At 57.9% G+C, this 23,372-nt stretch carries 21 protein-coding genes and 1 pseudogene; 3 read left to right on the forward strand and 19 right to left on the reverse strand.

The features are described from left to right. Window positions 1-18 precede the first annotated feature (18 nt). From ACN08V_RS07665 to ACN08V_RS07695, 7 genes are all read right to left on the reverse strand, one after another. Window positions 19-930, reverse strand: coding sequence for an SseB family protein (locus ACN08V_RS07665; protein ID WP_419105135.1), 912 nt, complete (start codon window positions 928-930; stop codon window positions 19-21). Continuing rightward, window positions 930-1,661: a bifunctional 1-(5-phosphoribosyl)-5-((5-phosphoribosylamino)methylideneamino)imidazole-4-carboxamide isomerase/phosphoribosylanthranilate isomerase PriA gene (priA, locus tag ACN08V_RS07670; RefSeq protein ID WP_419105136.1), complete on the reverse strand. Its 732-nt coding sequence runs from the start codon at window positions 1,659-1,661 to the stop codon at window positions 930-932. The genes ACN08V_RS07665 and priA overlap by 1 nt, the downstream gene beginning before the upstream one ends. A gap of 25 nt (window positions 1,662-1,686) precedes the next feature. Further along, window positions 1,687-1,857 (reverse strand): hypothetical protein, encoded by a 171-nt coding sequence (locus ACN08V_RS07675; RefSeq protein WP_419105137.1) that lies wholly within the window; start codon window positions 1,855-1,857, stop codon window positions 1,687-1,689. Window positions 1,858-1,862: 5 nt separating this feature from the next. Further along, window positions 1,863-2,537, reverse strand: a complete 675-nt coding sequence (gene hisH / locus ACN08V_RS07680) for an imidazole glycerol phosphate synthase subunit HisH (RefSeq protein ID WP_419105138.1) — start codon at window positions 2,535-2,537, stop codon at window positions 1,863-1,865. Beyond that, window positions 2,534-3,169 carry an imidazoleglycerol-phosphate dehydratase HisB gene (gene hisB / locus ACN08V_RS07685; protein ID WP_419100162.1) on the reverse strand — a complete coding sequence of 212 codons (636 nt, stop codon included), beginning with the start codon at window positions 3,167-3,169 and terminating at the stop codon, window positions 2,534-2,536. Before hisB ends, hisH begins: the two co-directional genes overlap by 4 nt. Before the next feature lie 19 nt (window positions 3,170-3,188). Further along, window positions 3,189-4,298 (reverse strand): histidinol-phosphate transaminase, encoded by a 1,110-nt coding sequence (locus tag ACN08V_RS07690; protein ID WP_419105139.1) that lies wholly within the window; start codon window positions 4,296-4,298, stop codon window positions 3,189-3,191. Window positions 4,299-4,374: 76 nt separating this feature from the next. Beyond that, window positions 4,375-5,043, reverse strand: a complete 669-nt coding sequence (locus ACN08V_RS07695) for a LysM peptidoglycan-binding domain-containing protein (RefSeq protein ID WP_419105140.1) — start codon at window positions 5,041-5,043, stop codon at window positions 4,375-4,377. Window positions 5,044-5,314: 271 nt separating this feature from the next. Between ACN08V_RS07695 and lexA the strand changes: the two are divergent. After that, window positions 5,315-5,974: pseudogene (gene lexA, locus ACN08V_RS07700) on the forward strand (transcriptional repressor LexA); the annotation flags it as partial. A gap of 96 nt (window positions 5,975-6,070) precedes the next feature. On the opposite strand, the gene ACN08V_RS07705 reads toward lexA, so the two are convergent. Both ACN08V_RS07705 and hflX read right to left on the reverse strand, forming a co-directional pair. Beyond that, window positions 6,071-8,119, reverse strand: a complete 2,049-nt coding sequence (locus tag ACN08V_RS07705) for an ATP-dependent DNA helicase (RefSeq protein ID WP_419105141.1) — start codon at window positions 8,117-8,119, stop codon at window positions 6,071-6,073. Next, window positions 8,116-9,723: a GTPase HflX gene (hflX, locus tag ACN08V_RS07710; protein WP_419105142.1), complete on the reverse strand. Its 1,608-nt coding sequence runs from the start codon at window positions 9,721-9,723 to the stop codon at window positions 8,116-8,118. Before hflX ends, ACN08V_RS07705 begins: the two co-directional genes overlap by 4 nt. Window positions 9,724-9,809: 86 nt before the next feature. Here hflX and ACN08V_RS07715 point away from each other — a divergent pair, with 86 nt between their 5' ends. Continuing rightward, complete coding sequence (locus ACN08V_RS07715; RefSeq protein ID WP_419105143.1) at window positions 9,810-10,415, forward strand: class I SAM-dependent methyltransferase; 606 nt, start codon at window positions 9,810-9,812, stop codon at window positions 10,413-10,415. Between the two features lie 79 nt (window positions 10,416-10,494). Here the strand turns inward: ACN08V_RS07715 and dapF are convergent, their stop codons facing one another. The 3 genes from dapF to miaB all read right to left on the reverse strand — a co-directional run bounded on the left by dapF (window position 10,495) and on the right by miaB (window position 14,030). Next, complete coding sequence (gene dapF, locus ACN08V_RS07720; protein ID WP_419105144.1) at window positions 10,495-11,451, reverse strand: diaminopimelate epimerase; 957 nt, start codon at window positions 11,449-11,451, stop codon at window positions 10,495-10,497. Window positions 11,452-11,523: 72 nt separating this feature from the next. Next, on the reverse strand, window positions 11,524-12,513 hold the full coding sequence (miaA, locus tag ACN08V_RS07725) for a tRNA (adenosine(37)-N6)-dimethylallyltransferase MiaA (RefSeq protein ID WP_419105145.1): 990 nt from the start codon (window positions 12,511-12,513) through the stop codon (window positions 11,524-11,526). Next, window positions 12,510-14,030, reverse strand: coding sequence for a tRNA (N6-isopentenyl adenosine(37)-C2)-methylthiotransferase MiaB (miaB, locus tag ACN08V_RS07730; protein ID WP_419100170.1), 1,521 nt, complete (start codon window positions 14,028-14,030; stop codon window positions 12,510-12,512). The genes miaA and miaB overlap by 4 nt, the downstream gene beginning before the upstream one ends. Before the next feature lie 35 nt (window positions 14,031-14,065). Between miaB and ACN08V_RS07735 the strand changes: the two genes are divergently transcribed. Continuing rightward, on the forward strand, window positions 14,066-15,205 hold the full coding sequence (locus tag ACN08V_RS07735) for a hypothetical protein (protein WP_419105146.1): 1,140 nt from the start codon (window positions 14,066-14,068) through the stop codon (window positions 15,203-15,205). Window positions 15,206-15,348: 143 nt separating this feature from the next. Here ACN08V_RS07735 and ACN08V_RS07740 read toward each other — a convergent pair whose 3' ends face one another. From ACN08V_RS07740 to ACN08V_RS07770, 7 genes are all read right to left on the reverse strand, one after another. Continuing rightward, window positions 15,349-16,341, reverse strand: coding sequence for a regulatory protein RecX (locus ACN08V_RS07740; protein ID WP_419105147.1), 993 nt, complete (start codon window positions 16,339-16,341; stop codon window positions 15,349-15,351). 124 nt (window positions 16,342-16,465) lie between these two features. Next, window positions 16,466-17,572 (reverse strand): recombinase RecA, encoded by a 1,107-nt coding sequence (recA, locus tag ACN08V_RS07745; protein ID WP_419105148.1) that lies wholly within the window; start codon window positions 17,570-17,572, stop codon window positions 16,466-16,468. A gap of 231 nt (window positions 17,573-17,803) precedes the next feature. Beyond that, window positions 17,804-18,025, reverse strand: coding sequence for a DUF3046 domain-containing protein (locus ACN08V_RS07750; RefSeq protein ID WP_419100174.1), 222 nt, complete (start codon window positions 18,023-18,025; stop codon window positions 17,804-17,806). A gap of 82 nt (window positions 18,026-18,107) precedes the next feature. Continuing rightward, window positions 18,108-18,557, reverse strand: a complete 450-nt coding sequence (locus ACN08V_RS07755; RefSeq protein WP_419100175.1) for a helix-turn-helix domain-containing protein — start codon at window positions 18,555-18,557, stop codon at window positions 18,108-18,110. A 250-nt stretch (window positions 18,558-18,807) separates the two neighbouring features. After that, window positions 18,808-19,311 (reverse strand): CinA family protein, encoded by a 504-nt coding sequence (locus ACN08V_RS07760; protein WP_419105163.1) that lies wholly within the window; start codon window positions 19,309-19,311, stop codon window positions 18,808-18,810. A gap of 9 nt (window positions 19,312-19,320) precedes the next feature. Next, on the reverse strand, window positions 19,321-19,926 hold the full coding sequence (gene pgsA / locus ACN08V_RS07765) for a CDP-diacylglycerol--glycerol-3-phosphate 3-phosphatidyltransferase (protein WP_419100176.1): 606 nt from the start codon (window positions 19,924-19,926) through the stop codon (window positions 19,321-19,323). 41 nt (window positions 19,927-19,967) lie between these two features. Then, entirely contained in the window at window positions 19,968-23,192 is a 3,225-nt protein-coding gene (locus ACN08V_RS07770; RefSeq protein ID WP_419105149.1) for a DNA translocase FtsK 4TM domain-containing protein, read from the reverse strand. Between the last annotated feature and the right edge of the window lie 180 nt (window positions 23,193-23,372).

Below are 23,372 nucleotides of genomic sequence, written 5' to 3' on the forward strand. Positions count from 1 at the left end.
ACCCCGCCATTTTTAGGTTTAGGCTGAGGCCAGAGCAATCTGAACTGAGTCCACCTGCTCGGAAAGCAGGCGATGTCCCGCTAAGCCTTCCCGAAGTTTGCCCACCGTCCGGTCTACCTGCTCCCGATTCAAGCCAGGAATCAGCTTGAGCGTAATGTTGAGCTCAGGGCCGGGGCCACCACCTGCCAAGACCTTACCCGCGGCAGAGCGTGAATAGACACCGGCACCGGGGCTAGCTTCTACACTCACAACTCCCGACAGTGGGGTTACAAGGTCAGAAAGCGCCTGGGCGACCTGCGAGTTACGGTAGGACGGTACCCACTTCTGACCCCGCGCTATAGCCCATACCGCCGGGCGACGAACCACAAAGGTTACGTCCTGCCCGGGATTAACCACGATCAGTTGGTTATCGTCCTCTATCGCAGAAAGAGCCGTCTTGCGCATATCTGCGGCAACAGGTCGAGCTAAATCATGCCAGGCAGTTAGCGCGTCAACACTGGTAAACACCGGCAGAGCCTTACGACCATCGGGAGCTTGAATACTGACCAGGGCCATGTCTGACTCTTTATCGGAGACCAGCCCGTCAGCGGTAATTTCGGCCTGCGAAAGCTGGGCAACGATAGGTGCAAAAACCCTTACCTGCCGGAGGGCATCGACCACCGCAACTTCGTCAACAGTATCGGCTATGAAGTCAGCCAGCACTTTTTCAAGGTTGGGGTCAGTTCTACCGTCATCGCCGGGATAAAGGTGGGTGTGGCTGGTTCCCTCACCCAGGTTGCGCCCCTCCCACGGCTGACCACCTGTGTCGGTGCTCCTGCCGGCAGAAGCCAACTGGGCGGCAATGTGGGCAGGTAACTCCCGTTTGGGACCACCAGGGTTCCCGCGCCCGTGGGTGTGAGCGCGACGAAGGCGATCAGAAAAATCAGTCACTAGGGGCGACCCGCTAGATCAAGTGCCTGCTCCAGGGTGAACTTACCCGCGTACAGAGCTTTACCGGTAATGGCGCCTTCTACACCGTAAGGCACCATGGTACGCAGGGCGGCAATATCGTCCAAAGTGGCAATACCACCGGAAGCAACAACAGGCTTATCGGTGCGCTCAGCGACCTTGCGCAGTAGTTCAAGGTTGGGCCCCTGCAGAGTGCCGTCCTTAGTGACGTCAGTAACCACGTAGCGGGCACAGCCGTCCTCGTTCAGGCGGTCAAGCACCTCCCAGAGGTTGCCCCCTTCTTTGGTCCAGCCACGGGCGGCCAGCACGTCACCGCGCACATCCAGGCCCACAGCGATCATGTCCCCGTGCTGGGCAATAACCTTGCGAGTCCATTCTGGATTTTCCAAAGCTGCGGTGCCCAGGTTAATGCGTGCGGGGTTCAGGCTCAGAGCGCGTTCCAGGGAAGCATCGTCGCGGATACCGCCAGACATTTCAATCTTGATGGAGAGTTCCTGGGCGACCTCGGTCAGGATATCGATGTTATCGCCACGCCCAAAGGCTGCGTCCAAATCGACCAGGTGCAACCACTCTGCACCCGCCTTCTGCCACTCCAGGGCCGCTTCGACCGGTGAGCCGTAGTTGGTCTCGGAACCGGCTTCACCCTGAATCAGGCGCACAGCCTGGCCATTTGCCACATCAACTGCCGGGAGCAGTTCAAGTCGTTGAGTCATTCATTTCTCCTAGAAATCTGTACGTTTAGCTGTAGTTAAGGACAAGGTAAAAGCCATAGCTGGCGAAAGCTAAGCCCACCAGTAAGAGCACTAGCTGGGCCACCCAAGTAATTTTCTGCTTGTAGAAGGAGTAGGCCCCACCCAGAAAAATCATGCCCACCGTCATCAGCAAGAGGCCAGAAGTACTTGCAGACATCCCTATTACTCCTTACCAGCTAGACGGCCAGTTACCGGCAAGGCACTGATCCAGTTCCGCAGGAGCTGGATTCCAGCCTCCCCAGATTTTTCGGGGTGGAACTGGGTTGCGCTGAGAGGGCCGTTTTCTACCGCCGCAATAAAATCAACGCCGTGCTTGGCCCATGTTACCTGCGGAGGAAGCATAGCCTCGTTGTTCTGATCGAAGTTCCACTCCTGAACACCGTAAGAATGCACAAAGTAGAAGCGTTCATGTTCGATACCCGCAAAAAGGGTGCTGCCTGCCGGAGCCTTGACGGTATTCCAGCCCATGTGCGGCACTACGGGTGCTTTGAGGAGTTCCACGGTGCCAGGCCACTCCCCCAGACCCTGGGCTTCAATCCCGTGCTCAACACCTTTTTCAAACATGACCTGAAGGCCAACGCAGATACCGAGTACGGGGCGACCACCGGCAACACGCCTCCCAATCATGCGGATAGCGTCTGCATGGCGCAGCCCGTCCATCACAGCCTTGAAAGCACCTACGCCCGGTACTACCAGGCCGTCGGCCCCAAGTACGTCTTCCTCAGCCCGCGAGAGAATTACCTGCGCACCGGCTTCTTCAAGAGCGCGAACGGCTGAGCGGACATTGCCCGCGCCGTAATCAAGGACGGTTACTGTAGGCTTCTGCTCAGCACTCATGAGAGCGCCCCCTTGGTGGAAGGAATACCAGAGTGGCGGGGATCGGGCTCAACTGCCTGGCGCAGGGCACGGGCCAGAGCCTTGAACTGGGCTTCGGCAATATGGTGCGGATCCCGACCGCCGAGCAGGGTGATATGCAGGCAAATACCGGCGTGGTAGGCAATTGCCTCAAAGACGTGCCGCACCATAGAACCGGTAAAGTGCCCGCCAATCAGGTGGTACTCGTAGCCTTCGGGTTCACCGGTGTGCACCAGGTAGGGGCGCCCCGAAATATCGACGACAGCTGAGGCAAGAGCCTCGTCCAGGGGTACGGTAGCGCTGCCAAAGCGGCGGATACCGGCCTTATTGCCCAGCGCCTTGCCTAGTAGCTCGCCTAGCACAATCCCGGTGTCTTCAACGGTGTGGTGAACATCGATATGGGTGTCACCGGTGCACTTTATCGTCATGTCAATCAGTGAGTGCTTGGACAGAGCGGTAAGCATGTGGTCATAGAAGGGCACGCCGGTATCAATGTCGGAGACCCCGGTGCCGTCAAGGTTAATTTCAAGGCTGACCGAGGACTCGCTGGTCACACGCTCCATAGATGCGATTCGGGGGCCGATTCCGGTTGATGTAGTGGTGGGTACTGCCATAATTGCCTCTTTGCTGTGGTTAAGGTTCAAAAGTTTCGATATAGGTGCTCAGATGCTCCAGGAAGGCGCTGGTTTCCGCCTCAGTACCGGCGGTGACTCGTAGGAAGCCGGGAATACCGTTATCGCGCACCAGAACTCCGCGTTCGAGCAGATAGTTCCAGGCAGCTTTTTCGTCCTTAAGTCCACCGAAGAATACAAAGTTGGAATCCGAGACAGCCGGGGTCAGTCCGAGTTCTCGCAACCGGTTGACAATGCGATCGCGCTGGCTACGGATGTCATCGACATTGCCTAGAAGTTCAGTCCGGTGTCGCAGGGCTGCAATAGCGGTTGCCTGGGTGACTGCTGATAGGTGGTAGGGCAAGCGCACCAGGCGAACAGCATCTGCTATCAGAGGATCGGCGGCAAAATAACCCAGCCGAGCACCGGCTAAGGCGAATGCTTTGCTCATGGTACGAGTGACAATCAGGTTACGACGGCCCGGCAGTAAGGTGAGCGCGGTCTGAGTACGGTCCTGGGCAAACTCTGCGTAGGCTTCATCGACCACGACGATACCGTTATAGGTTGAAACCGCATCGTAGACGGCCTCAATAACATCTAACCCCAAGCCCGTTCCGGTGGGGTTATTGGGTGAGCAAAGAATGACGATGGTGGGGCTGTGTTGTTGAATCTGTTCAACAGCCGACTCTGCACTCAGAGAGTAGTCAGCGGCTCTGCGCCCAGCAATAAAAGCTGTGTTGGTTCCATCGGCCAGAAGCGGGTACATGGAGTAGGTCGGGACGAAGCTCATGACGCTCCGGCCGGGCCCGCCAAAGACCTGCATAATCTGCTGAAGGATCTCGTTGGAACCGTTAGCTGCCCAAACCTGGTCAGGGGTCAGGCCGTGGCCCAGGTAAGCAGATAGTTCAGCACGCAGGGTATCAAATTCACGGTCCGGGTAACGGTTGAGGGTGACTGCCACTTGGGCAACCTCACGCGTAATAGCCTCCACAACTTCTTGAGGCATGGGGTGCGTATTCTCATTAACGTTGAGCGTTACCGGCACATCGATCATGGGCGCGCCGTAGGGTGAGCGGCCACGCAGGTCATCACGCAAGGGCAGGGCATCAAGGCTTTGAGTAGTATCAGTCACCCCCCTAGTGTATCTACTGGGCTCCGGTTCCCGCATTTTTATCCCGAACTCTGAGGGGAATTACTTAGTCTTGGCTCTATTTACTGTAAACGGGCACTTCAAGCACCTGTCCGGGCTCTACCTGGGCGCTCCTTAAATCGTTGATTTGCATAATGCGATTGACGACGTCACGGCTGTCCTGCCCCGGGGCGACCTGCTGGGCGATAGTCCAGAGGGAGTCACCGTGGTAGACCCTAACCATCTGACTTACGGGCGCTTCAGAATGGCTTGTGCTGCTCTTGGCCTGGGTCGGGAAAGCAAAGGTGAAGGCACCCAAGACCATGAGGGCTGCCAGCGTGAGTAGCGGTAGTCCGCGAAAAATTAGCCGCCCCCTCCGGGTAAGGCGGAAACCCCCGCGCTGAGACACACGGGAACTATGTTTGGTTGCCGAAGTAACCTGGTAGCCATTCTGCCCAGCTTCTAGAGACTCCAGCCCCCGCTTGGTAGCGGGCAAGGTGGGACGGTCAGCGTGGGCAACTTGCCGCTGAGCGGCTCCTTTGATTCTCCCAGAGGAGCTGGCGTTCGCCCCCAGGTGCCCGGCACAAGGGCTAAGGGGAGCATATCGAATACGGTAACGAGGTTGTCGAATAGAACCCGCCGAGACAGCTTCGGAGGCAGTTGATCGGGGAACGAAAGTAGCTGCCTGATCAAGGGGCTTCTTCAAAGAAGTACGAGCCATAAACTCGGGCAGTGCGATAGTGCTCATAAGTCTTTCTCCTGATTCATGCTCAGACACCCACATCGAATGTCTGTTCTAAAATTGATTCGTATATATGTTCTATCAGAAAAATCGAACAGAGTCGAGAAAAATTAGAACAAATGTTTGAATAAGCTGCTGGCTTGGCATAGTCTTAGAAGACCACTTCATAAGTACACAAGGGGTGGCTGACACTTTAAGAACCGATAAGAGACGAGACACCGTGAGCGAACGAACCCCGCAGACTCCGGCACCCCTTTCCCTTAAGGGCGCTCGCCCCCTGACAGCGCGCCAAAAGAAAATTCTTGACGCAATATCTACTGCAATTGACGAGTACGGTTATCCACCCTCTATGCGTGAGATTGGCGATATTGTGGGGTTGGCTTCGCTCTCTTCTGTCACCCATCAGCTCTCCCGGCTTGAAGAGATGGGATACATTCGCAGGGACCCCAAACGGCCACGCGCTATTGAAGTACTCACAGGTGAAGAGCCGCTCGAAGAGCCAAGGCCTGAGACCAGCGTCATTACCCTGCCGGTGCTTCCCACCTTTGCTCAGAATGATGAGAACGTAGCTACCGTCCCCTTGGTTGGACGCATTGCCGCCGGCGCACCAATTGCCGCAGAACAGGCGGTCGAAGACGTCATGACTCTCCCGCGTCAGCTGGTGGGCCAGGGCGACCTCTTCATGCTTCGAGTCAAAGGTGACTCCATGATTGATGCCGCTATCTGCGACGGTGACTGGGTGGTGGTTCGTGCTCAGAACACTGCCCAAAACGGTGAAATTGTGGCGGCCCTCCTCGATGACGAGGCAACGGTTAAGACCTTCCGCCAGCGTGATGGGCACACCTGGCTGCTACCTCAGAACACTCAGTACGAACCCATCCTGGGTGACTCAGCAACCATCATGGGCAAGGTCGTCTCCGTGCTGCGTAGCCTCTAGAGCGAATCTGACAAAGCGAGCATTTTATTAGCGCAAGAGTCTGGGGCCAGAATCACCATGATTCTGGCCCCAGACTGTTTACTCTGCCATCCCTGATTAGGCTTCTTGGCTTTCAAGGGCTTCATGCAAGCGCTGTAAGGCGCCTACCACTACGTCCTGGCGGGTAGTAGTCCAAAAAGGTGGTAGCGATTTGACCAAGAATGACCCGTAACGCTGGGTTGCAAGTCGAGAATCCAGCACAGCAACCACACCGCGATCATGCACAGAGCGAATTAGGCGACCGGCTCCCTGGGCCATACGCACCGCCGCATGAGTAGCTGAAACAGCCATAAAACCGTTGCCGCCGTGACTTGCAACTGCCCTGGTCCGAGCCTGTGATAGCGGGTCGTCGGGGCGTGGGAAAGGGATTCTGTCCATAACGACCAGACGGCAAGAGTCGCCGGGCACATCAACGCCCTGCCACAGGCTCATGGTTCCAAAGAGGCAGGCATGGGTGTCTTCGGTGAATTCCTTGACCAGAGCCCGCAAGGACGACTCCCCCTGCAAGAGCACCGTGAGATCAGTTTTTTCTCGAACATACTCAGCGGCAAGTTCAGCACCCCGTTTAGAGGAGAAGAGCCCCAGGGCACCGCCACCAGATGCCGTCACTAACTCCACCAGCCGGTCCAGCTGTTCCACCGAAACACCCCGGCCGGGTTTAGGCAGGTCAGAAGCGATATACAGCACCCCCTGTTTAGGGTAGTCAAAAGGGGAGCCAACATCGATGCCGTCCCAGCGGGGGGAGCCCTGCCCCATGAGGCCCAGCGAACCGGCAGTAGCGTCAAAAGACTCGCCCACGGTCAGGGTCGCGGACGTCAGCACCACGGTGCGATTATCGAAAAGGCCTTCGCGCAGATAGCCTGCAACAGAAATCGGGGCGATGTTGAGGGTGGCAGGGTCATCTTCAGCCGCCGCTAGGTAGCCTCTGCCCGGCTCCCAGGAGCCGGTACGCGATACCCAAATGACCTGGAAGTTGGGATCTGCGGTCAGCATCTTTTCGGCGGTTTCGTGTACTTCGGTCAGGCTTGCCCGCACCATCTGACGGCCGGCATCGGTATCTTTATCGCCGCTCTTGGTGTCTGTTATGGCCTGACGGGCAGCATCGCGCACCCTTTCCATGGCGGCGGCAACACGTTCGGGCAGGCCCCTGGTCATGAGCTCGGCGGGAACACCATTGAGGGAGTCATCGAGAGCCAGGGCGGCTTGTTCAAGGGCGCGGTGGTCAGCGTCGGTGTGACGTTTGAGGCTCCGGGACACCTTGGTGATGTTGGCCGGGGAAAGTGAACCTGTCACGGCACCTGTGACTCGGTCTGCGAGCTCGTGGGCCTCGTCGATAATGGCGATATCGTGATCCGGCAGGACAGCCGCTCCCTCAAAGGCATTAATAGCTAGCAGGGCGTGGTTAGTAATCACGATGTCGGCATCTGCCGCCCGTGTCCTGGCATTTTCGCTGAAACATTCTTCGACCAGCGGGCATTTCTTGCCCAAACATTCGGAGGCCTTTACCGATACCTGCCGCCACGCTCGGTCGCTGACCCCGGGTAGGAGTTCGTCACGGTCCCCGGTTTCTGTGGTCTGGGCCCAGGAGCGCAGGCGAACTACTTCTTCCCCCAGTTTTCCTGCTGGCCCTACAGAGCCAGTCTCGGTGTCCATATCGAAGAGCGCCTCCCCGTCATCGTCTGGGTAGCCGCCTTCGAGTTTGTGTAGGCAGAGGTAGTTGTTCCGCCCTTTGAGAATAGCCACATCGGTCTGGTGTTCTGGTTCATCGCCCAGGGCTTCAAGAAGCCGGGGAATATCGCGGCTAACGATCTGCGACTGAAGCGCCAGTGTTGCTGTGGCCACAATAATGGGTTTGTCGGAGTGCTGGGCTGCGCTCAGAGCTGGGACCAGGTAGCCCAGGGACTTACCGGTGCCGGTTCCTGCCTGGACCAGTAGATGCCGGTCACTTTCGAGCGCGCGGGCCACATAGGCGGCCATTTTTCGTTGGCCGGGTCGGATTTGGCCGCCACTACGGGCGATAACGGTGTCCAGAAGTTTGAGAACAGGCTGGGCACCGGGCAGGGTTTCAAGTTCCTGCCCGGTGGGTGCGGTGATGTCTTGGGTCATACTCGGACGGTCTCCACCGCTCCTGCCGCAATTGCTTGGTCAATTTCTGGCTGCAGGATTTCCAGTAGGTCAGCGTCCAGGGCATAGCCTGCCAAATCGGAGGCTACCTGGTCACGCACCAGGGCGTGGACGTAGGTACCGTCAGAGACAAAGGCAGTGCGGAGAATTTCGGCGTCCCACTCGTGTAGGCGGGAGACAACCCCACCTTGGGCGTAGGGAATAAGCAGGTGCAGTTCCAGCGAGGGACGCGGGATAGTCTCGGCAATTTTTACTTGGAGCTCCTCAATCCCCTCACCGGTGCGAGCGGAGACCACAACATGGCTGGGTTCGCGCTGGCGCAGGCGCTCGATGACGAAAGGGTCGGCGGTATCGGCCTTGTTGAGCACAATAATCTCGGGAATGTTCTGTGCTCCCACCTCGGTAATCACCTGGCGGACCGATTGAATCTGCCCCTCCGGGTCGGGGTGAGAGACATCGACCACGTGCACAATGACATCGGCGTCGGCGACCTCTTCAAGGGTTGAGCGGAAGGCCTCAACCAGCTGAGTAGGCAGAGAGCGCACAAAACCTACGGTATCGGAGAGGGTGTAACCTACCCCATCGGGAGTCTGGGCCTTACGTACGGTGGGGTCAAGGGTCGCAAAGAGGGCGTTTTCGACCAGGACGCCGGCGTCGGTGAGCCTATTGAGCAAGGAGGACTTTCCCGCGTTGGTGTAACCGGCGATAGCAACGGAGGGCACCCTGTTGCGTTTACGGTTGAGACGCTTGGTTTCGCGGGCAGGTGCCATGGCGGCGATTTCGCGCTTAAGTTTAGCCATACGGGCGCGCAGTCGGCGGCGATCCAGTTCGATTTTGGTTTCACCGGGGCCGCGAGAGCCGATGCCCTCGCCCCCTGCGGCACGGCCACCGGCCTGGCGGGACAGGGAGGCACCCCAACCGCGCAGGCGAGGGAGCATATATTCGAGTTGGGCTAGCTCAACCTGGGCTTTACCCTCCCGAGATTTAGCGTGCTGGGCGAAGATATCGAGAATCAGCGCGGTCCTGTCAATCACTTTGACCTTGACAATATCCTCAATCGCACGGCGTTGGGAAGGCGCTAGCTCTGCATCGACAATGACAGTATCCGCGCCAGTAGCTTCAACAATATCCTTGAGTTCAAGCACCTTACCTGAGCCCAGGTAGGTACCGGGATCGGGTTTAAGACGGCGCTGTACCAGGCCATCAAGTACCTCGGAGCCAGCGGTTTCTGCCAGCGCGGCCAGCTCACGCAGGGAGTTTTCGGCTTCAGCTAGGGTACCTTCACTCCACACACCTGCCAGGACGACTCGTTCCAGGCGGAGCTGGCGGTATTCGACTTCGGTAACGTCATCGAGTTCGGTGGAGAGGCCCGCAACGCGGCGCAGAGCCCGACGTTCTTCAAGGTCCTGCTGATCACCGTCATAGGATGAGTGTTCGGGCTGGTTGTGGGAGAGCTCTCGGGCTCGCTGCCCCAGGAGGTTACCGGTTGAGCTAGAGGCTCGGCCCAGTACTCGATCTACCGTCAGGCGTAATTGCTCATCGGAGGGTAGCTTCGGTTCCTTGCCGGGGCGTAATGAGTCGGCCATAGTGCCTTTCGTTTAAGAATCAATCGTCCCTACAAGTTTAGCGTGCGGCGTCTAAGGTGAGTAGTAGTGCCGTAGAATGAGGGCTTATGAGCACCAAAACACACTATTTTTCTGAAGAACCCGCAGGTGACTTTGCAACTAAACCCCTCACCGTGGAACTGGCAGCAGATAAAGTCCAGGTGCTCACAGCCCCCGGAATTTTTAGCCCCGGCGGTGTCGATAAGGGCACGCGGATTCTGCTCGATGAAGCCCCCGCGCCCCAAGGAACACGCCTGCTTGATATTGGGTGTGGCTGGGGGCCTATTACCCTGACCCTGGCCATGTTGGCACCTGAGGCGCAGGTCTACGGGGTGGAGGTCAATCCACGCGCTGCCCAGCTCACCCAGATGAACGCTGAGCGGCTGGGGCTAAACAATATTAGGGTGTCCTCCCCCCAAGCCCTGGATGAGTCGCTGACCTTTGACACCATCTGGTCTAACCCTCCTATTCGGGTAGGTAAAGAAGTCCTGCACGAGATAATGCAGACCTGGCTCCCCCGTCTTTCCCCCGGTGGGAACGCCTACCTGGTAGTGCAGAAGAACCTGGGCTCCGATTCACTGCAAAAATGGCTGGTGCAGACTTTCCCCGGCCTTGAAACCAGCCGTTATGCCAGCTCTAAGGGCTTCCGTATTATCCGGGTTCACCGCCCATAAAACGGCAGGACTAACAAGTGCAGAAGAACCGGCCCCGCATATCAGGCGGGGCCGGTTCTTTGATAAAGTTCTTGGGATCTTAGCCCAGGAGGATTTTCCCGGTCATAGCGGCAGGGCCAGCCAGAACAACATGCTCTAGATCATCGGGACCCAGCACAAAGGTAACAGCCAGGGTGCCACCGGGTACACGGACCAGCCACTCATCGGGTGCATCTTCCCCACCCCAGAAGCGGGTGGCTGCAGCAGCCGCACAGGCACCGGTGCCGCAGGAAAGTGTCTCCCCCACTCCACGTTCGTGCACGCGCATACGGATTGAGCCGATGTTCTCGGTAGCGGGGTCACCGTCTTCAGCAGAAATCTCTTCGGGGACCACAAATTCAACATTGGTGCCCTCGGGCGGGAGCGGTGAAACCTTGGGTGCATCATACAGGTTCAGACCGTCCAGCTTGCCGTCAGTACCTAGCATCACCACGGTGTGAGGGTTGCCCATGCTGATGGAGAGGGCACCGCGCGGTGTCCGTAGCCCCTTGGCTGTCACCTGCGCATCGGTGCCGTTATCGCGGGCCATATCACCGTTAATAAAGCTCCAGGGGCCCATATCAATGGCGTAGCCTGTCTCGGTACGCCCCACAGTCTTTACACCCGCACGGGTGGCAATCAGGAGCCGCTCACCGTACTCAAGCTGAACAAGGTTCTCCGCAATCAGGTAGTCCACAAAAGCGCGTACACCGTTACCGCACATCTCGGCGATAGATCCGTCGCCGTTGCGGTAGTCCATGAACCAGGTAGCCTCGGGGTATTCCTCGAGCAGGTGAGCCGCAAAGTCCAGGTTTGCTGTTTTGACAGCGCGAATGAAACCGTCGGCACCAATACCAAAGTGGCGGTCAGCGACCTTGGCAACTAGCTCGGGAGTAAGGTCCAGCTCAGCCTGAGGGTCTGTCACAAAAATAAAGTCGTTACCGGTAGCCTGCCCCTTGGTCAGGGTCTTGCCGGTCAGGTCTCCCCAGGGGGCGATTTCTTGAGTGTGGGTTGCCACAGCTAGTGCCTTTCCATTGGGCTTGGCCGCTCTCGGGCCTCATATCTTCTTTTAGTCTAGTGCCTGCCTGCCCTAAGAGATGTGCCTTAGGGCCAGGTCAAGTTTGCGTGGATCAGACCATTCCAGCCAGTGCACACGGGGGTCTGCCCTAAACCAGGTAATCTGACGGCGGGCAAACTGCCGGGTGGCCGTTACGGTATCTTCAAGGGCCGAATCCACCGAGTATTCCTGCCCCGCGGGCAGCAGGCCCCGTGATGAGTCCAAAGCCTTGAGGAACTCCCGGTAGCCAATAGCCGCTGAGGCAGTTTTACCCTGACGTAAGCCCTGGGCTTCGAGCCGTTGGACTTCTTCGAGCAGGCCTTTCTGCCTCATAGTGAGCACCCGATCGTGCAGACGCCGGTGTAGCTCAGCACGGTCACCGCTCAGCCCAATTTGGAGAGCCGGTTGGTAGTAGGTGCGTCTTGGCATGAAGGAGGAGAAGGGGCGGCCCGTCACCTCGTACACTTCCAGTGCCCGCACCAGGCGGCGGTCATCCTTTACCCGGTCAGCTGAGACAGGGTCTACCTCGCGCAGGCGGGCTAACAAGGCCCCAGGGCCCTGCTGAACGAGCTCCGCCTCAAGGCGAGCGCGAACAGCGGGGCAGGTTTCGGGGAACTCCAATACGTCCAGGGCCGCCCGCACATACAGGCCGGAACCACCCACCAGAATCGGGTACTTGCCCCGGCTCCTAATCTGGTCAAAGAGTTGGCGGGCTTGGCCCTGGAAAACAGCAACGGAGGCTTCTTGGGTCACATCCAAGATATCGAGCAGGTGGTGTGGCACACCCCGCATCTCTTCTGCTGTCAGCTTGGCAGTGCCAATATCCATACCCCGGTAGAACTGCATGGAGTCAGCGTTGACGCACTCCCCGCCTAGTTCCAGAGCCAGCTCAATGGCCAGGTCACTCTTACCGCTACCGGTCGGGCCTACCACAGCAATCACGGGTAGCTGGCCGAAGTCGCAGTGCCCGCCCTGTTCTGCCGGACCGGGTCCAAGGTTGGTTTTCTGAACGGGCCTGTTCATGAGAGCGCTGATTTTTTAAAGGTGGGGAAACCCAAGGAAACCGGCGAACCGGGGACCTGGGTAGTACCGGTACCGCAGGAATCGGCCTGAGCCCGGTCCCAGGCGTCCCCGGCGCGTGAACGGCGCACCGAATACTGCTCGGGGGCGGGGTCAGAAATCAGGTGAAAGGAACCGGCCTCGGTGATAGGCAGGGTAACCAGGTCACCGGGGCGGGGCAGCTGGCAGCCCTCAGGTACGGAAAAATGAACTAGGCGTTGGTCGCGGGCACGACCAGAAAGCCGGTTGGTCTGCTCAGCCTTACGGCCAGATTCAGCGGTCACCATCAGCTCAACGGTCTTACCCAGTTGCTTACGGTTCTCCTGGCCCGCGATCCGGTCCTGAAGAGCGGTCAGCCGCTCATAGCGTTCCTGCACCACGGCCTTGGGTACCTGGTCAGGCATAGTGGCAGCAGGAGTACCGGGGCGAATCGAATACTGGAAAGTAAAGGCAGAAGAGAACCGGGCCGCCTCTACCACGCGTAGAGTCTCCTGGAAGTCTTGCTCGGTCTCGCCGGGGAAGCCCACAATAATATCGGTGGTAATCACGGCCTCGGGGATGCGCTCGCGGACCTTGTCCAAAATCCCCAGGAACTTGGTGGACCGATAGGAGCGTTTCATGTCCTTAAGCACCTTATCGGAACCCGACTGAAGGGGCATGTGGAGCACCGGCATGACGTTCGGAGTCTCGGCCATCGCCTCGATGACGTCATCGGTAAACATGGCGGGGTGAGGTGAGGTGAAACGCACACGCTCTAGCCCCTCAATCTCACCGCAGGCACGCAGGAGTTTGGAGAAAGCCTGGCGGTCGCCAAAGCCCACACCGTAGGAGTTCACGTTTTGACCCAGCAGGGTAACTTCAATAGCACCGTCATCGACCAGTGCCTGAACCTCGGCTAGGATCTCGCCGGGGCGGCGATCCTTCTCTTTACCGCGCAGGGAGGGGACGATACAGAAAGTACAGGTGTTGTTACAGCCCACGGAGATTGAAACCCAGCCGGAGTAGACATGGTCGCGTTTGGTGGGCAGGGTGGAGGGGAAAACCTCAAGTGATTCGAGCAGCTCAGCCTGGGCCTCCTGGTTGTGACGAGCGCGTTCAAGCAGAGTAGGCAGGGAGCCAATGTTGTGGGTGCCAAAGACAACATCAACCCAGGGAGCCTTCTTCAGAATGGTGTCCTGGTCTTTCTGCGCTAGGCAACCGCCCACCGCAATCTGCATCCCCTCGTTTTCGCGTTTGACGGGAGCTAACTGGCCCAGGTTGCCATAGAGCTTGTTATCGGCGTTTTCGCGGACAGCGCAGGTGTTGAACACCACCAGGTCGGGGGTGCTTCCCTCAGTGGCAGGAAGGTAGCCGCTGGCTTCGAGCAGACCGCTCATGCGTTCGGAATCGTGCACGTTCATTTGGCAACCAAAAGTACGTACCTCGTAGGTACGGGTTTTGGTCTGTGCTTGGGGCTTTTCGGGGTTCACGTCAATACTCACTCCACTAGATTACTCGATAGGCCATAATGGGCACTATGTCAGCTCTGCCTTCCGCCTCATTCTTTTGGTCACTTGCTCAGCGCACTTCGGCAGGTTATTGCCCGCAAGTGACCGAGCAGGACGTTAGTTCGCCCCGATTTCTGCAGCTTCTGGCTTGGCTCTTGAACCAGGCAAGCAAAGCCTTGGCTGCTTGCCCAACCCATGCCCAGATTCTCTCTGCCGGTATGCGTTCGGTAGTGATTAGGGTGCGGTTTAGCCCCGGCACGGTGGATCTGCCGGGGTTGGGTGAGGTGCCCAGCGTCATCCTCAAATACTTTCGGCGCAAAGACTCAGCTAGCAATTCCGGTGGCTTTGGGTATCTGAGGGAGAAGCATGGGTTGGGTGCACTGGATGCCCTGGTACCGGGCCTCTACACCCGTTTGTTGGCGGCCGACGATGCTAGCCGACTCTTGATTCTTGAAGACATTAAGAGCGATAGTTTTTCTTCCGTCAGCTTGGGTGAGCTTCTGCTGTCCTCCAGAGCGGATACCACGTCCCTGCAGGCACTGGATGCCTGGGCCTTTACGTGGGCTAACATTCTTGGCTCCCCGGCGCAGGCTACAGCCCAAGAATCCTTTGCTGAGGCTTTAGCAGAAGCTGATCCACAGGCTACTGCACCGGGGTCGATACCCTCACCCCAGCTTGCCTTTAAGGGGCTAGCTCTCCTAGCTAAAGCCAAGGGGGTAGCCCTAGATTCTGAGGAGTTCGAGCTGTGGCAGAAGCAGGTAGGGAGCATCATATCCCCAGAGCCAGACGATGCTGTCTTGTCTTCGGGGGATTTTTCTCCGGCCAATTTACTCCTACCGAGCAGGGATTATCTGACGGGTTCGGGGAATAGCCGCGACCTATCAGCTAATCCTGTTTTTCCCTTGGTTCGCGCAGTTCGAGCAATTGATGCAGAGGGTAGTTGCATACACCACTGGGCACTACCGGTGGCAGAAATGATGCTAGGTTTCCCGTCATGGCCTAAGGGCCCAGTCAGCACGGCCTTGGCCGGGCACGAGAACTGGCAGCTAGCTACCCAAAAGTTTTATCGGTTAGTTGCCCCCTACCCCCACACCGACGTGTACCAGGCTCCGGCAGTGCGTTCAGCAGTACTAACGATTCAGGCAGTCCTGGCTGAGCAGTTGGCATAAGTAGTTTTTGACCGATTCCAAGCAGAGGCTGAAACACTGCTAGATATGCTCATCTTCCTATCTTTTGCCCACTTGGTTGCGGCCCTCCTTCTCTTCGTCCTGGGGATTATCTCAGGCCAAGCGCTAAGACCTTCTTCCCCTAGCTATTCCCAGTAGTTGAAGCTGCCCTCTGTATTTGCCCCCATCTGTCGCGCATAATTCTCCACTTCTTCCCGAACCACCCCAAAAGCCAGACCTGCCGGGTAACCCTTACGGCCCAACATGGCCACCAGGCGGCGCATCACCCTATCCCGTTCCGCGCGGTCCGCCAGGTTCATAGAGGGCCGCAATTTCTTACGCACCAGCTCGTGCGCATCAGCCCGCTCATCCTCCTCGGTCCTGTGCTCTAAAGCAGTTTCTGCCTGCTCGCCCTCAATCCCTTTAGCTCTAAGCTCCCTACGGATAGCTGACCGCGACAACTTTTTAACCTTGCTCCGCGAGCGCACAAACATCTCAGCAAACTCGGCATCATTGATGAGGTTAACCGCCTCAAAACGGTTCAGAATATCCTCAATGACCTCTGCCGAAATTTCTTTCTCCGCCAGCTTGCCTTCGAGCATAGCCCGGGACTTAGGTGCCGCCGCTAGCTGGTTGAGCACAATGTTCTTGGCACGGCTAAATTCACTCTCCGGCTCAGCCTGCCCACGACCCCGGCTACCTGGCATAGGTGTGAGGCCCTGGACCAGCAGTTCAGCATCGCTCACCGGTTCATTAAGGCTAGAGCCTTCCCTAAAAAGCGGGATACTCCGTTTCCCGCTTGACCGCTTCTCTTGGACGTCCTCCTGGTGTGCACCGATTGCAGGGGCAAAGGGTGAGCGGGCCGCATAGCGGGCCGGTGGCTTACGGAAGCCCTTTTTCAGTTGGGGATTCCGGCGGTGCCGGTACTTATCTAGCTCTTCTTGCCGGCCCTGCCTATTCACAGCCCTAGATGTGTTGTCAGCTGAGTCAGCAGTATTCCCGGCGCCACCGGTGTAGGGAGTGCCCTGCCCCTGCATAACAGACAGGTAACTATCGCCGGGGCGGTCTTCACTCAGCCCCTGCGCGGCGGGGTGCCAGGAAGGGTATTCCTCGGGGCTCAGAAAATCTGTATCAGTCATTGTCCTTGGGGCCTTCTTCTGCGGAAGAGAATACAAAGTTCTCTAGCTTAGGGGCAAGCTCTATCTATGCTGAAAGGCCGCTACCGCCGAGTTGGCGGTAGCGGCCTACCCTGGGAAAGTCAGGTTAGAAGTTCTCGGAGATATCGTCCAGAGGATCGACTGAAGTGCTGGGTTCTAGCTCTTCCATCTCTTCTTCCTCAGCTTCAATGATGCCGAGCTTGACCATGGTCTTATACTTAATTTCTTCGGTCAGCTCGGGGTTATCCTTGAGGAAACGACGAACGTTTTCCTTACCCTGGCCTAGCTGGTCACCCTCGTAGGTGAACCAGGCGCCGGACTTCTTGACCACGTTGTGGTCAACAGCCAGGTCAAGGATTCCACCTTCAACCGAGATACCCTCACCGTAGAGAATATCGAATTCGGCTTGTTTAAAGGGCGGAGCCATCTTGTTCTTGACGACCTTGGCGCGGGTGCGGTTACCGATGGGGTTAGCGCCGTCCTTAAGAGTCTCAATACGGCGGATATCGATACGCACCGACGCATAGAACTTGAGCGCCTTACCACCGGTGGTGGTTTCGGGTGAACCGAAGAAAACACCGATCTTCTCGCGAAGCTGGTTGATAAAGATAGCGGTGGTGTTGGTAGAGGCCAGACGACCGGTAATCTTACGCAGAGCCTGGGACATCAGGCGAGCCTGCAGACCCACGTGGGAGTCACCCATTTCGCCTTCGATTTCAGCGCGGGGAACCAGGGCGGCTACGGAGTCAACCACAATGATGTCGATGGAGCCGGAGCCCACCAGCATGTCCATAATTTCCAGGGCTTGCTCACCGGTATCAGGCTGGGATACCAACAGGGCATCGGTGTCAACACCCAACTTGGCTGCGTATACCGGGTCCAGAGCGTGTTCAGCATCGATGAAGGCGGCAATGCCACCCTGCTTCTGAACGTTGGCAACCGCGTGCAAGGCAACCGTGGTCTTACCGGAAGACTCAGGGCCGTAGATTTCCACGACACGACCGCGAGGCAGTCCACCAATACCCAGGGCGGCGTCCAGGGCAAGCGCCCCGGTAGAAATAGTTTCAACCTTGGTGGCTTCCTTGTCACCCAGGCGCATCACTGAGCCCTTGCCGTAGTTCTTATCGATCTGGGCAAGAACAGCTTCAAGTGCCTTTTCGCGGCCTTCAGCCGGAACCTGACCTACGGACTGCATGCGAGTTTTCGCTGCCATACATCTTCCTCATTTCTTATCGCGGAGCCGGTTTTCCTTCTGGTCTCCACGGTAATACGGGTGGCTGACACTTTAGGGAATAGGCCGCAGATTCTTGTAAACCTGTGGATAATTCTTCTCTGCGCCGCCACACCACTGTTATCTGTACACAATAGTACACAAACTAGAACATATTTTCTATTAAGTACGAATGGTTTTCTATTGGGCTCCCTGCCACACCCAACTCCCCAGCTAGGGGGCAGGCGGTATGTCCGGGCCGAGCCTACGTGCTTCGGGGACGTCCTGTTCCCGGCAAATCGCGAGCCAGACGGTGCGCACATCGGCACCAGCCTCCAGAGCTTGCCCCGCAGTCAGGTCCCCAAAATCACCCGGAACTAAATCCCGCACCAGATGCCTGGCATAGGCGGGGCCAAACTCGTGGTCCATGGCAGCCCAAAATTCACTAAGTTTCATCCTATCCTCTTCCTGCTCGCAGATAGAAGGAGCCGGCTCCCCCTGTGAGGGACCCGGCTCCTTGTCGTACGCTCACTCCGTTTTATCGGGTCAGGAGAGGGCGTTCAACGGCAGGAATGTCTCGGCTTGAAGTAGCCGCGATTCCGTATTCACGCTTGAACTGCTCGGAGAATTCTGCGGGCACAGTATCGGGTACCGAGAAGCCTTCTTCAACAGCCATGCGGTGGGATACTTCGCCCAGCATAGCTGAGAGTGAGATGTTGAGAGCCTGGCAGATAGAGGCAAGAAGCTCAGATGAGGCTTCCTTCTGACCGCGTTCTACCTCACTGAGGTAGCCAAGGGAGACTCGCGCAGAGTGTGAAACTTCGCGGAGGGTTCGCCCCTGTCGCTGGCGGACATCGCGCAGGACTTCGCCAATTGCGTGGCGGAGCAGAATAACTTTACCGGTGTCTTGGGCGGGGACAGTGTTCTCGGTCTGACCCACATCCTTCCAACGGACGACACCGTTCACGGATACGGGTTGCTTAGTCATTTTTATACCAATCTCCTGGTGATCGTGCTCCCGGTAGATCAGGAGCTGTGTACTTCAGCCTAACGTAATTGCTACGTGTTCGTCAGCTCAAGTTGAGAATAAGTCACGTAAGTTCACGTTTTATTCTTATGACATCTATCTAAACCTACAGTTCTGTGTTTTCATTCCCTGTTTGCTGAAAAATTCATCTGAAAATTTCCTGGAAATTTTGAGGAGGTAGTGTGCGAGCATCCTCAGCCCCCCACCCCCGCTAAAAATTATTCCCGATAGCTTCAGCCAGCAAAAGCAGGGCATGGTGAGCGGCCTGTACCCGAATCCCAGCCCGCCCCCCGGCGTAGTTCTTCTCGACGACACAGCTACCTGTGGGACCGTATACCGCCAGGTAGACCCGGCCAACAGGCTTACCGTCACATGGCTCCGGGCCAGCAGCGCCCGTTGTGGCAACACCGTAGTCGGCACCGCAAACCCGGGCCGTCCCAGCGGCCATAGCTAGGGCAACATCGGGATCCACCGCACCGCGCTCAGCCAGAAGACCGACCGGAACCCCCAACACCTGAGCCTTAACCTCGGTAGCGTATGAGATAACGCCACCCCGGTAGACGGCAGAAGCACCGGGCACCGAACAGATGAACTGGCCCACCATGCCACCGGTCAAAGACTCAGCGGTTGCCAGCAGGCACCCCGACTCTGTTGCCGATGCAACGAGCTGGGCGGCGGCTTCCTCCAGGTGGAACTGAGCGTCAGGAGCTTGCATCACAGGGACCTACTTGCTCTGCTGGGCGTAATAGTCGCGGCGCAACCGCATAGCCTTCAGCACATAATCAATACCGGTAACTACAGTCACTAACACAACAGCGGCCATGAGCAGCCAGCCCGGCCAGAGTGCCCAGCTACCCAAAAGACCCAGAGGCAGGATCATCAGCACCAGGGCAAGGGTCTGCAAAACGGTTTTGAGCTTACCTCCCTTAGAGGCGGCCATCACACCGTACTTGATAATGAACAGGCGCATCACGGTAATGCCCCACTCGCGCACCAGAATGACCAGGGTGACCCACCACCACAGCTCCCCCAGCATAGAAAGAACAACAAAGGCGGCACCGGTCAGAAGCTTATCGGCAATCGGGTCGGCAATCTTTCCGAAGCTGGTAATCAGCCCCCGCGAGCGGGCCAGGTGACCGTCAAGCCAGTCGGTAATCATAGCCAGGATAAAGATGACGACGGCCCACCAGCGCAGGCCCATATCGCTAGCACCGTAGACCCCACCGCCCAGCAGGGCCCAGACGAAGAGGGGAACCATAACAATACGCAGGGCCGTCAGGGCATTGGGTATGTTCCAGTTTGATACGGTACCGGGGTTATGCTCAGACATCGGTTCTCCTTAGAGTAGAGCGGGGGCCTGGGATCAAGGGGCTATCTGCCGGTCAGGTTCCAGGCGTCTTCGCTGTCGGGTTCGTCCATGGTGTCGTAGTAGTCCACAGCTTCTGGGACTCCGTCGTTCATGTGAGCAACTGGGTCATTGCCGTAGGTATCATCAGTGGCCCCCACCGGGGGCTCTTGACCACGAATCTTTGCTAGGACGGTGGGCAGGTCATCGGGCTGAACCAGAACGTCACGGGCCTTGGACCCCTCGGAGGGGCCAACGACCTCGCGGGATTCGAGCAGGTCCATGAGGCGGCCAGCCTTAGCAAACCCCACACGGAGCTTACGCTGCAGCATGGAGGTTGAACCGAACTGGGTGTTCACCACTAGTTCAGCGGCCCGCAAGAGATCATCGAGGTCATCTCCAATGTCATCATCAATCTTCTTGGAGGGGGCAACAGCGATGACGTCCTCGCGGTAGATGGCGGGAGCCTGCTTCTTAACGTGCTCCACGACCTCGTGGATCTCGGACTCGCTCACCCAGGCGCCCTGAACACGCATGGGTTTGGAAGCACCCATGGGCAGGAAGAGGGCATCACCCTGGCCAATCAGTTTCTCGGCACCGGGCTGATCAAGGACCACGCGGGAGTCAGTCACCGATGAGGTCGCAAAAGCCATACGCGAAGGCACGTTAGCCTTAATCAGGCCGGTCACAACATCCACCGATGGGCGCTGGGTTGCCAGTACCAGGTGGATACCGGCGGCACGAGCTAGCTGGGTGATACGCACAATAGATTCTTCAACATCGCGCGGGGCCACCAGCATGAGGTCAGCAAGCTCGTCCACAATGACCAGCAGGTAGGGGTAAGCCTTAATCTGGCGCTTAGAACCGGGATCTGGCTGAATCTTGCCGGCCTTGACCGCCTTGTTGAAATCATCAATGTGCTTGTAGCCGTAGTGGGCCAGGTCATCGTAGCGGGCGTCCATCTCACGCACAACCCACTGAAGGGCCTCGGCGGCCTTCTTGGGGTTGGTGATGATGGGCGTAATCAGGTGGGGCACGCCCTCGTAGGCGGTAAGTTCTACGCGCTTGGGGTCCACCATAATCAGGCGAACCTGATCGGGGGTGGAGCGCATCAGGATGGAGGTAATCATGGAGTTCACGAAGGAGGACTTACCGGCGCCGGTCGCACCAGCCACCAGCATGTGCGGCATCTTAGCCAGGTTGGCAATGACGAAGCCACCTTCAACGTCCTTACCAACGCCCATGACCATGGGGTGCTCGGTTGCGTGAGCCTTAGCCGAACGCAGGACATCACCCAGCACCACGATTTCGCGGTCGGTATTGGGAATCTCAATACCGATGGCGCTCTTGCCGGGAATGGGCGACAGGATACGCACATCGTCCGAAGCTACAGCGTAGGCAATGTTCTTGGACAGAGCGGTAACGCGTTCCACCTTGGTACCAGAGCCCAGCTCAATCTCGTAGCGGGTGACCGTGGGTCCACGGGAGAAGCCGGTGACTTCGGCATCGACCTTGAACTGATCCAGCACGTTGGTCAGGGCCTCAACGACCTGCTCATTGGCTTCGGACTTTTCCTTAGCGGGGGGGCCTGCTTCGAGCATGCTCTCGGTAGGCAGGGCGTAGGTACCGGTTGAGGACTCCACAACCAGTTCCCCACGGGGCTGTTCGGTTGTCTCTGCAACGGTGTGGTTCTGAATTTTAGCGGCGGGCCGTTCAAGGCGGGGCGCTGGGGTGTCCGCAGGCTTAGCAGGTGCTGAACCCTTGGCTGCGGCTCCAGTCAGGGCGGCACCGAGGGCAGAGCCGGTTGCAGAACCCGCAGCGGTAGGCCTAGCAGAAGGTCGAGGCACAGAAGACGCACGAGGCGCTACGGGCTTCTGAGGGGTCGGGGCTTCCAGGGCAGCCGGTGCCTCATCGACAGGTTCTTCCCAGGCTTCAAGAGTCTTGGGAAGTTCTGCTTCTACCTCAGGTTCAGGCAAACGGCCGTATTCAGCGGCCGCCCGCTGAGCCTGGTCCAGCCGCTGGGCAGGTGCATCGGAGGCACGATAACCGTCATCGGCCCAGGCGCCCTGGTCAAAGAGCTGGCCCTGCTTTTTAGCGGCCTTAGCAGCTGCCCGCTTTTCTTTCCGAGTCTGCTTGCGGGGTGCCTCAACATCAAAGGCTTCTTGTGGGTGAGCGCTGCCAGGGCGACCACCGGTAGCGGTGACACGCCCTACGGGAGTGGTATCGGTTTCAGGCTCAGAAAGAAGGGCGCTCTGGTAGGCCTCATCGCCCTCGTAACGGTCAAGCCTGGGGTCGGTATCGGGCCGCGCCCCAAAACCTAGCCAGCCCAGCAGCCCACCACGGCGTGCAGGACTAGGAGTATCAGCAACCTCTTCGTATAGGTAGGAGCGGTCATGCTCCTCATCAAGCACCCGCGTCTCGACTTCATCCTGAGCACGAGCGCGAGATGGACGGCCTGCATCGCGGATAGAGCCGTTGGGTTTCTCCCCCAGGAGCACACTGAAAATGAAAACAAGCTTCGGCCAAACCTGACGCAGGGGCGTATCAGTAGCAACCAGTACACCGGCGCAGAAGACCAGTGCAATGACCAGCCACTCCAGCACAGAAATGCCACCTACAATACGGCTAGCGGGCGTACCGATGAGAACACCAATGGTTCCACCGCCACCCCAGAAGTCATCAAAGTTATTGGAAAAAGTGGGGTAACCAGCTACCTTGGCTCCCATCATTGAAGCCGAAACCGTCATGATAGTAAACCCGATAGCAATCCGGTTATTTTCCCTAACCTCCAGGGGATGACGGAAAATACGGATAGCAAAAATGAGGCAGAGAATGGGTATGAGCAGTGAGCCTTGACCAAAGAGCCCGCCCACAATGATGTGCCACAGGTGCAGAGGCCACTCGTACCAGGAGAGGGAAGCTGCGGTATCAACACGCCAGCCCCACCATTCCACACCGGCAGTCAGCAGACCGATAGCCAGGATAAAGAGGGCTCCCCCATCGCGGCGTTCGTGAAGTTCGATATCGGTGCGCAGGGCACCCATACGGCGGATAGCACCACCGATGATGAAGGCAAGAGCTTGCCAGGCACCCACAATAGCTCGAATGAAGATATTGCTTTCCTGAGCCGGTGCGGGGGCACCCTTTTTCCCTCGGCCTTTGGCTGAGGTTGAACGCCGTGAGGACGCCCTTGAGCCACTCCCGGTGGAGCGGGGAGCTGATTTACTCGATGCAGACTTTCGCGGAGCCATTCTTCTCAATACAAGTCGGTGACGGTGTGCAGTTCAGACGGTCGCTGGCACCGGGTGGTGGGCGACCGTAGTTCTTAACAGACTACAGCCACCGGCTCCCCCGTGCAGGGGTAAAACCGGTGGCAGAGTCATCGTGAGGGTAGCTTCTCAGCATTGGGCTGAGCCACTCCCCCGCCCTGC

The sequence above is a fragment of the Rothia sp. P5766 genome (assembly GCF_048513555.1).
Taxonomy (GTDB): domain Bacteria; phylum Actinomycetota; class Actinomycetes; order Actinomycetales; family Micrococcaceae; genus Rothia.

Bases quoted from the DNA above. Each gene is read 5' to 3' on its own strand.
- priA (WP_419105136.1), bottom strand. From the start codon at position 1,661: ATGACTCAACGACTTGAACTGCTCCCGGCAGTTGATGTGGCAAATGGC.
- ACN08V_RS07675 (WP_419105137.1), bottom strand. From the start codon at position 1,857: ATGTCTGCAAGTACTTCTGGCCTCTTGCTGATGACGGTGGGCATGATT.
- hisH (WP_419105138.1), bottom strand. From the start codon at position 2,537: ATGAGTGCTGAGCAGAAGCCTACAGTAACCGTCCTTGATTACGGCGCG.
- hisB (WP_419100162.1), bottom strand. From the start codon at position 3,169: ATGGCAGTACCCACCACTACATCAACCGGAATCGGCCCCCGAATCGCA.
- ACN08V_RS07695 (WP_419105140.1), bottom strand. From the start codon at position 5,043: ATGAGCACTATCGCACTGCCCGAGTTTATGGCTCGTACTTCTTTGAAG.
- ACN08V_RS07705 (WP_419105141.1), bottom strand. From the start codon at position 8,119: ATGACCCAAGACATCACCGCACCCACCGGGCAGGAACTTGAAACCCTG.
- hflX (WP_419105142.1), bottom strand. From the start codon at position 9,723: ATGGCCGACTCATTACGCCCCGGCAAGGAACCGAAGCTACCCTCCGAT.
- ACN08V_RS07715 (WP_419105143.1), top strand. From the start codon at position 9,810: ATGAGCACCAAAACACACTATTTTTCTGAAGAACCCGCAGGTGACTTT.
- miaA (WP_419105145.1), bottom strand. From the start codon at position 12,513: ATGAACAGGCCCGTTCAGAAAACCAACCTTGGACCCGGTCCGGCAGAA.
- ACN08V_RS07735 (WP_419105146.1), top strand. From the start codon at position 14,066: ATGTCAGCTCTGCCTTCCGCCTCATTCTTTTGGTCACTTGCTCAGCGC.
- ACN08V_RS07740 (WP_419105147.1), bottom strand. From the start codon at position 16,341: ATGACTGATACAGATTTTCTGAGCCCCGAGGAATACCCTTCCTGGCAC.
- recA (WP_419105148.1), bottom strand. From the start codon at position 17,572: ATGGCAGCGAAAACTCGCATGCAGTCCGTAGGTCAGGTTCCGGCTGAA.
- ACN08V_RS07750 (WP_419100174.1), bottom strand. From the start codon at position 18,025: ATGAAACTTAGTGAATTTTGGGCTGCCATGGACCACGAGTTTGGCCCC.
- ACN08V_RS07755 (WP_419100175.1), bottom strand. From the start codon at position 18,557: ATGACTAAGCAACCCGTATCCGTGAACGGTGTCGTCCGTTGGAAGGAT.
- ACN08V_RS07760 (WP_419105163.1), bottom strand. From the start codon at position 19,311: ATGCAAGCTCCTGACGCTCAGTTCCACCTGGAGGAAGCCGCCGCCCAG.
- pgsA (WP_419100176.1), bottom strand. From the start codon at position 19,926: ATGTCTGAGCATAACCCCGGTACCGTATCAAACTGGAACATACCCAAT.
- ACN08V_RS07770 (WP_419105149.1), bottom strand. From the start codon at position 23,192: ATGGCTCCGCGAAAGTCTGCATCGAGTAAATCAGCTCCCCGCTCCACC.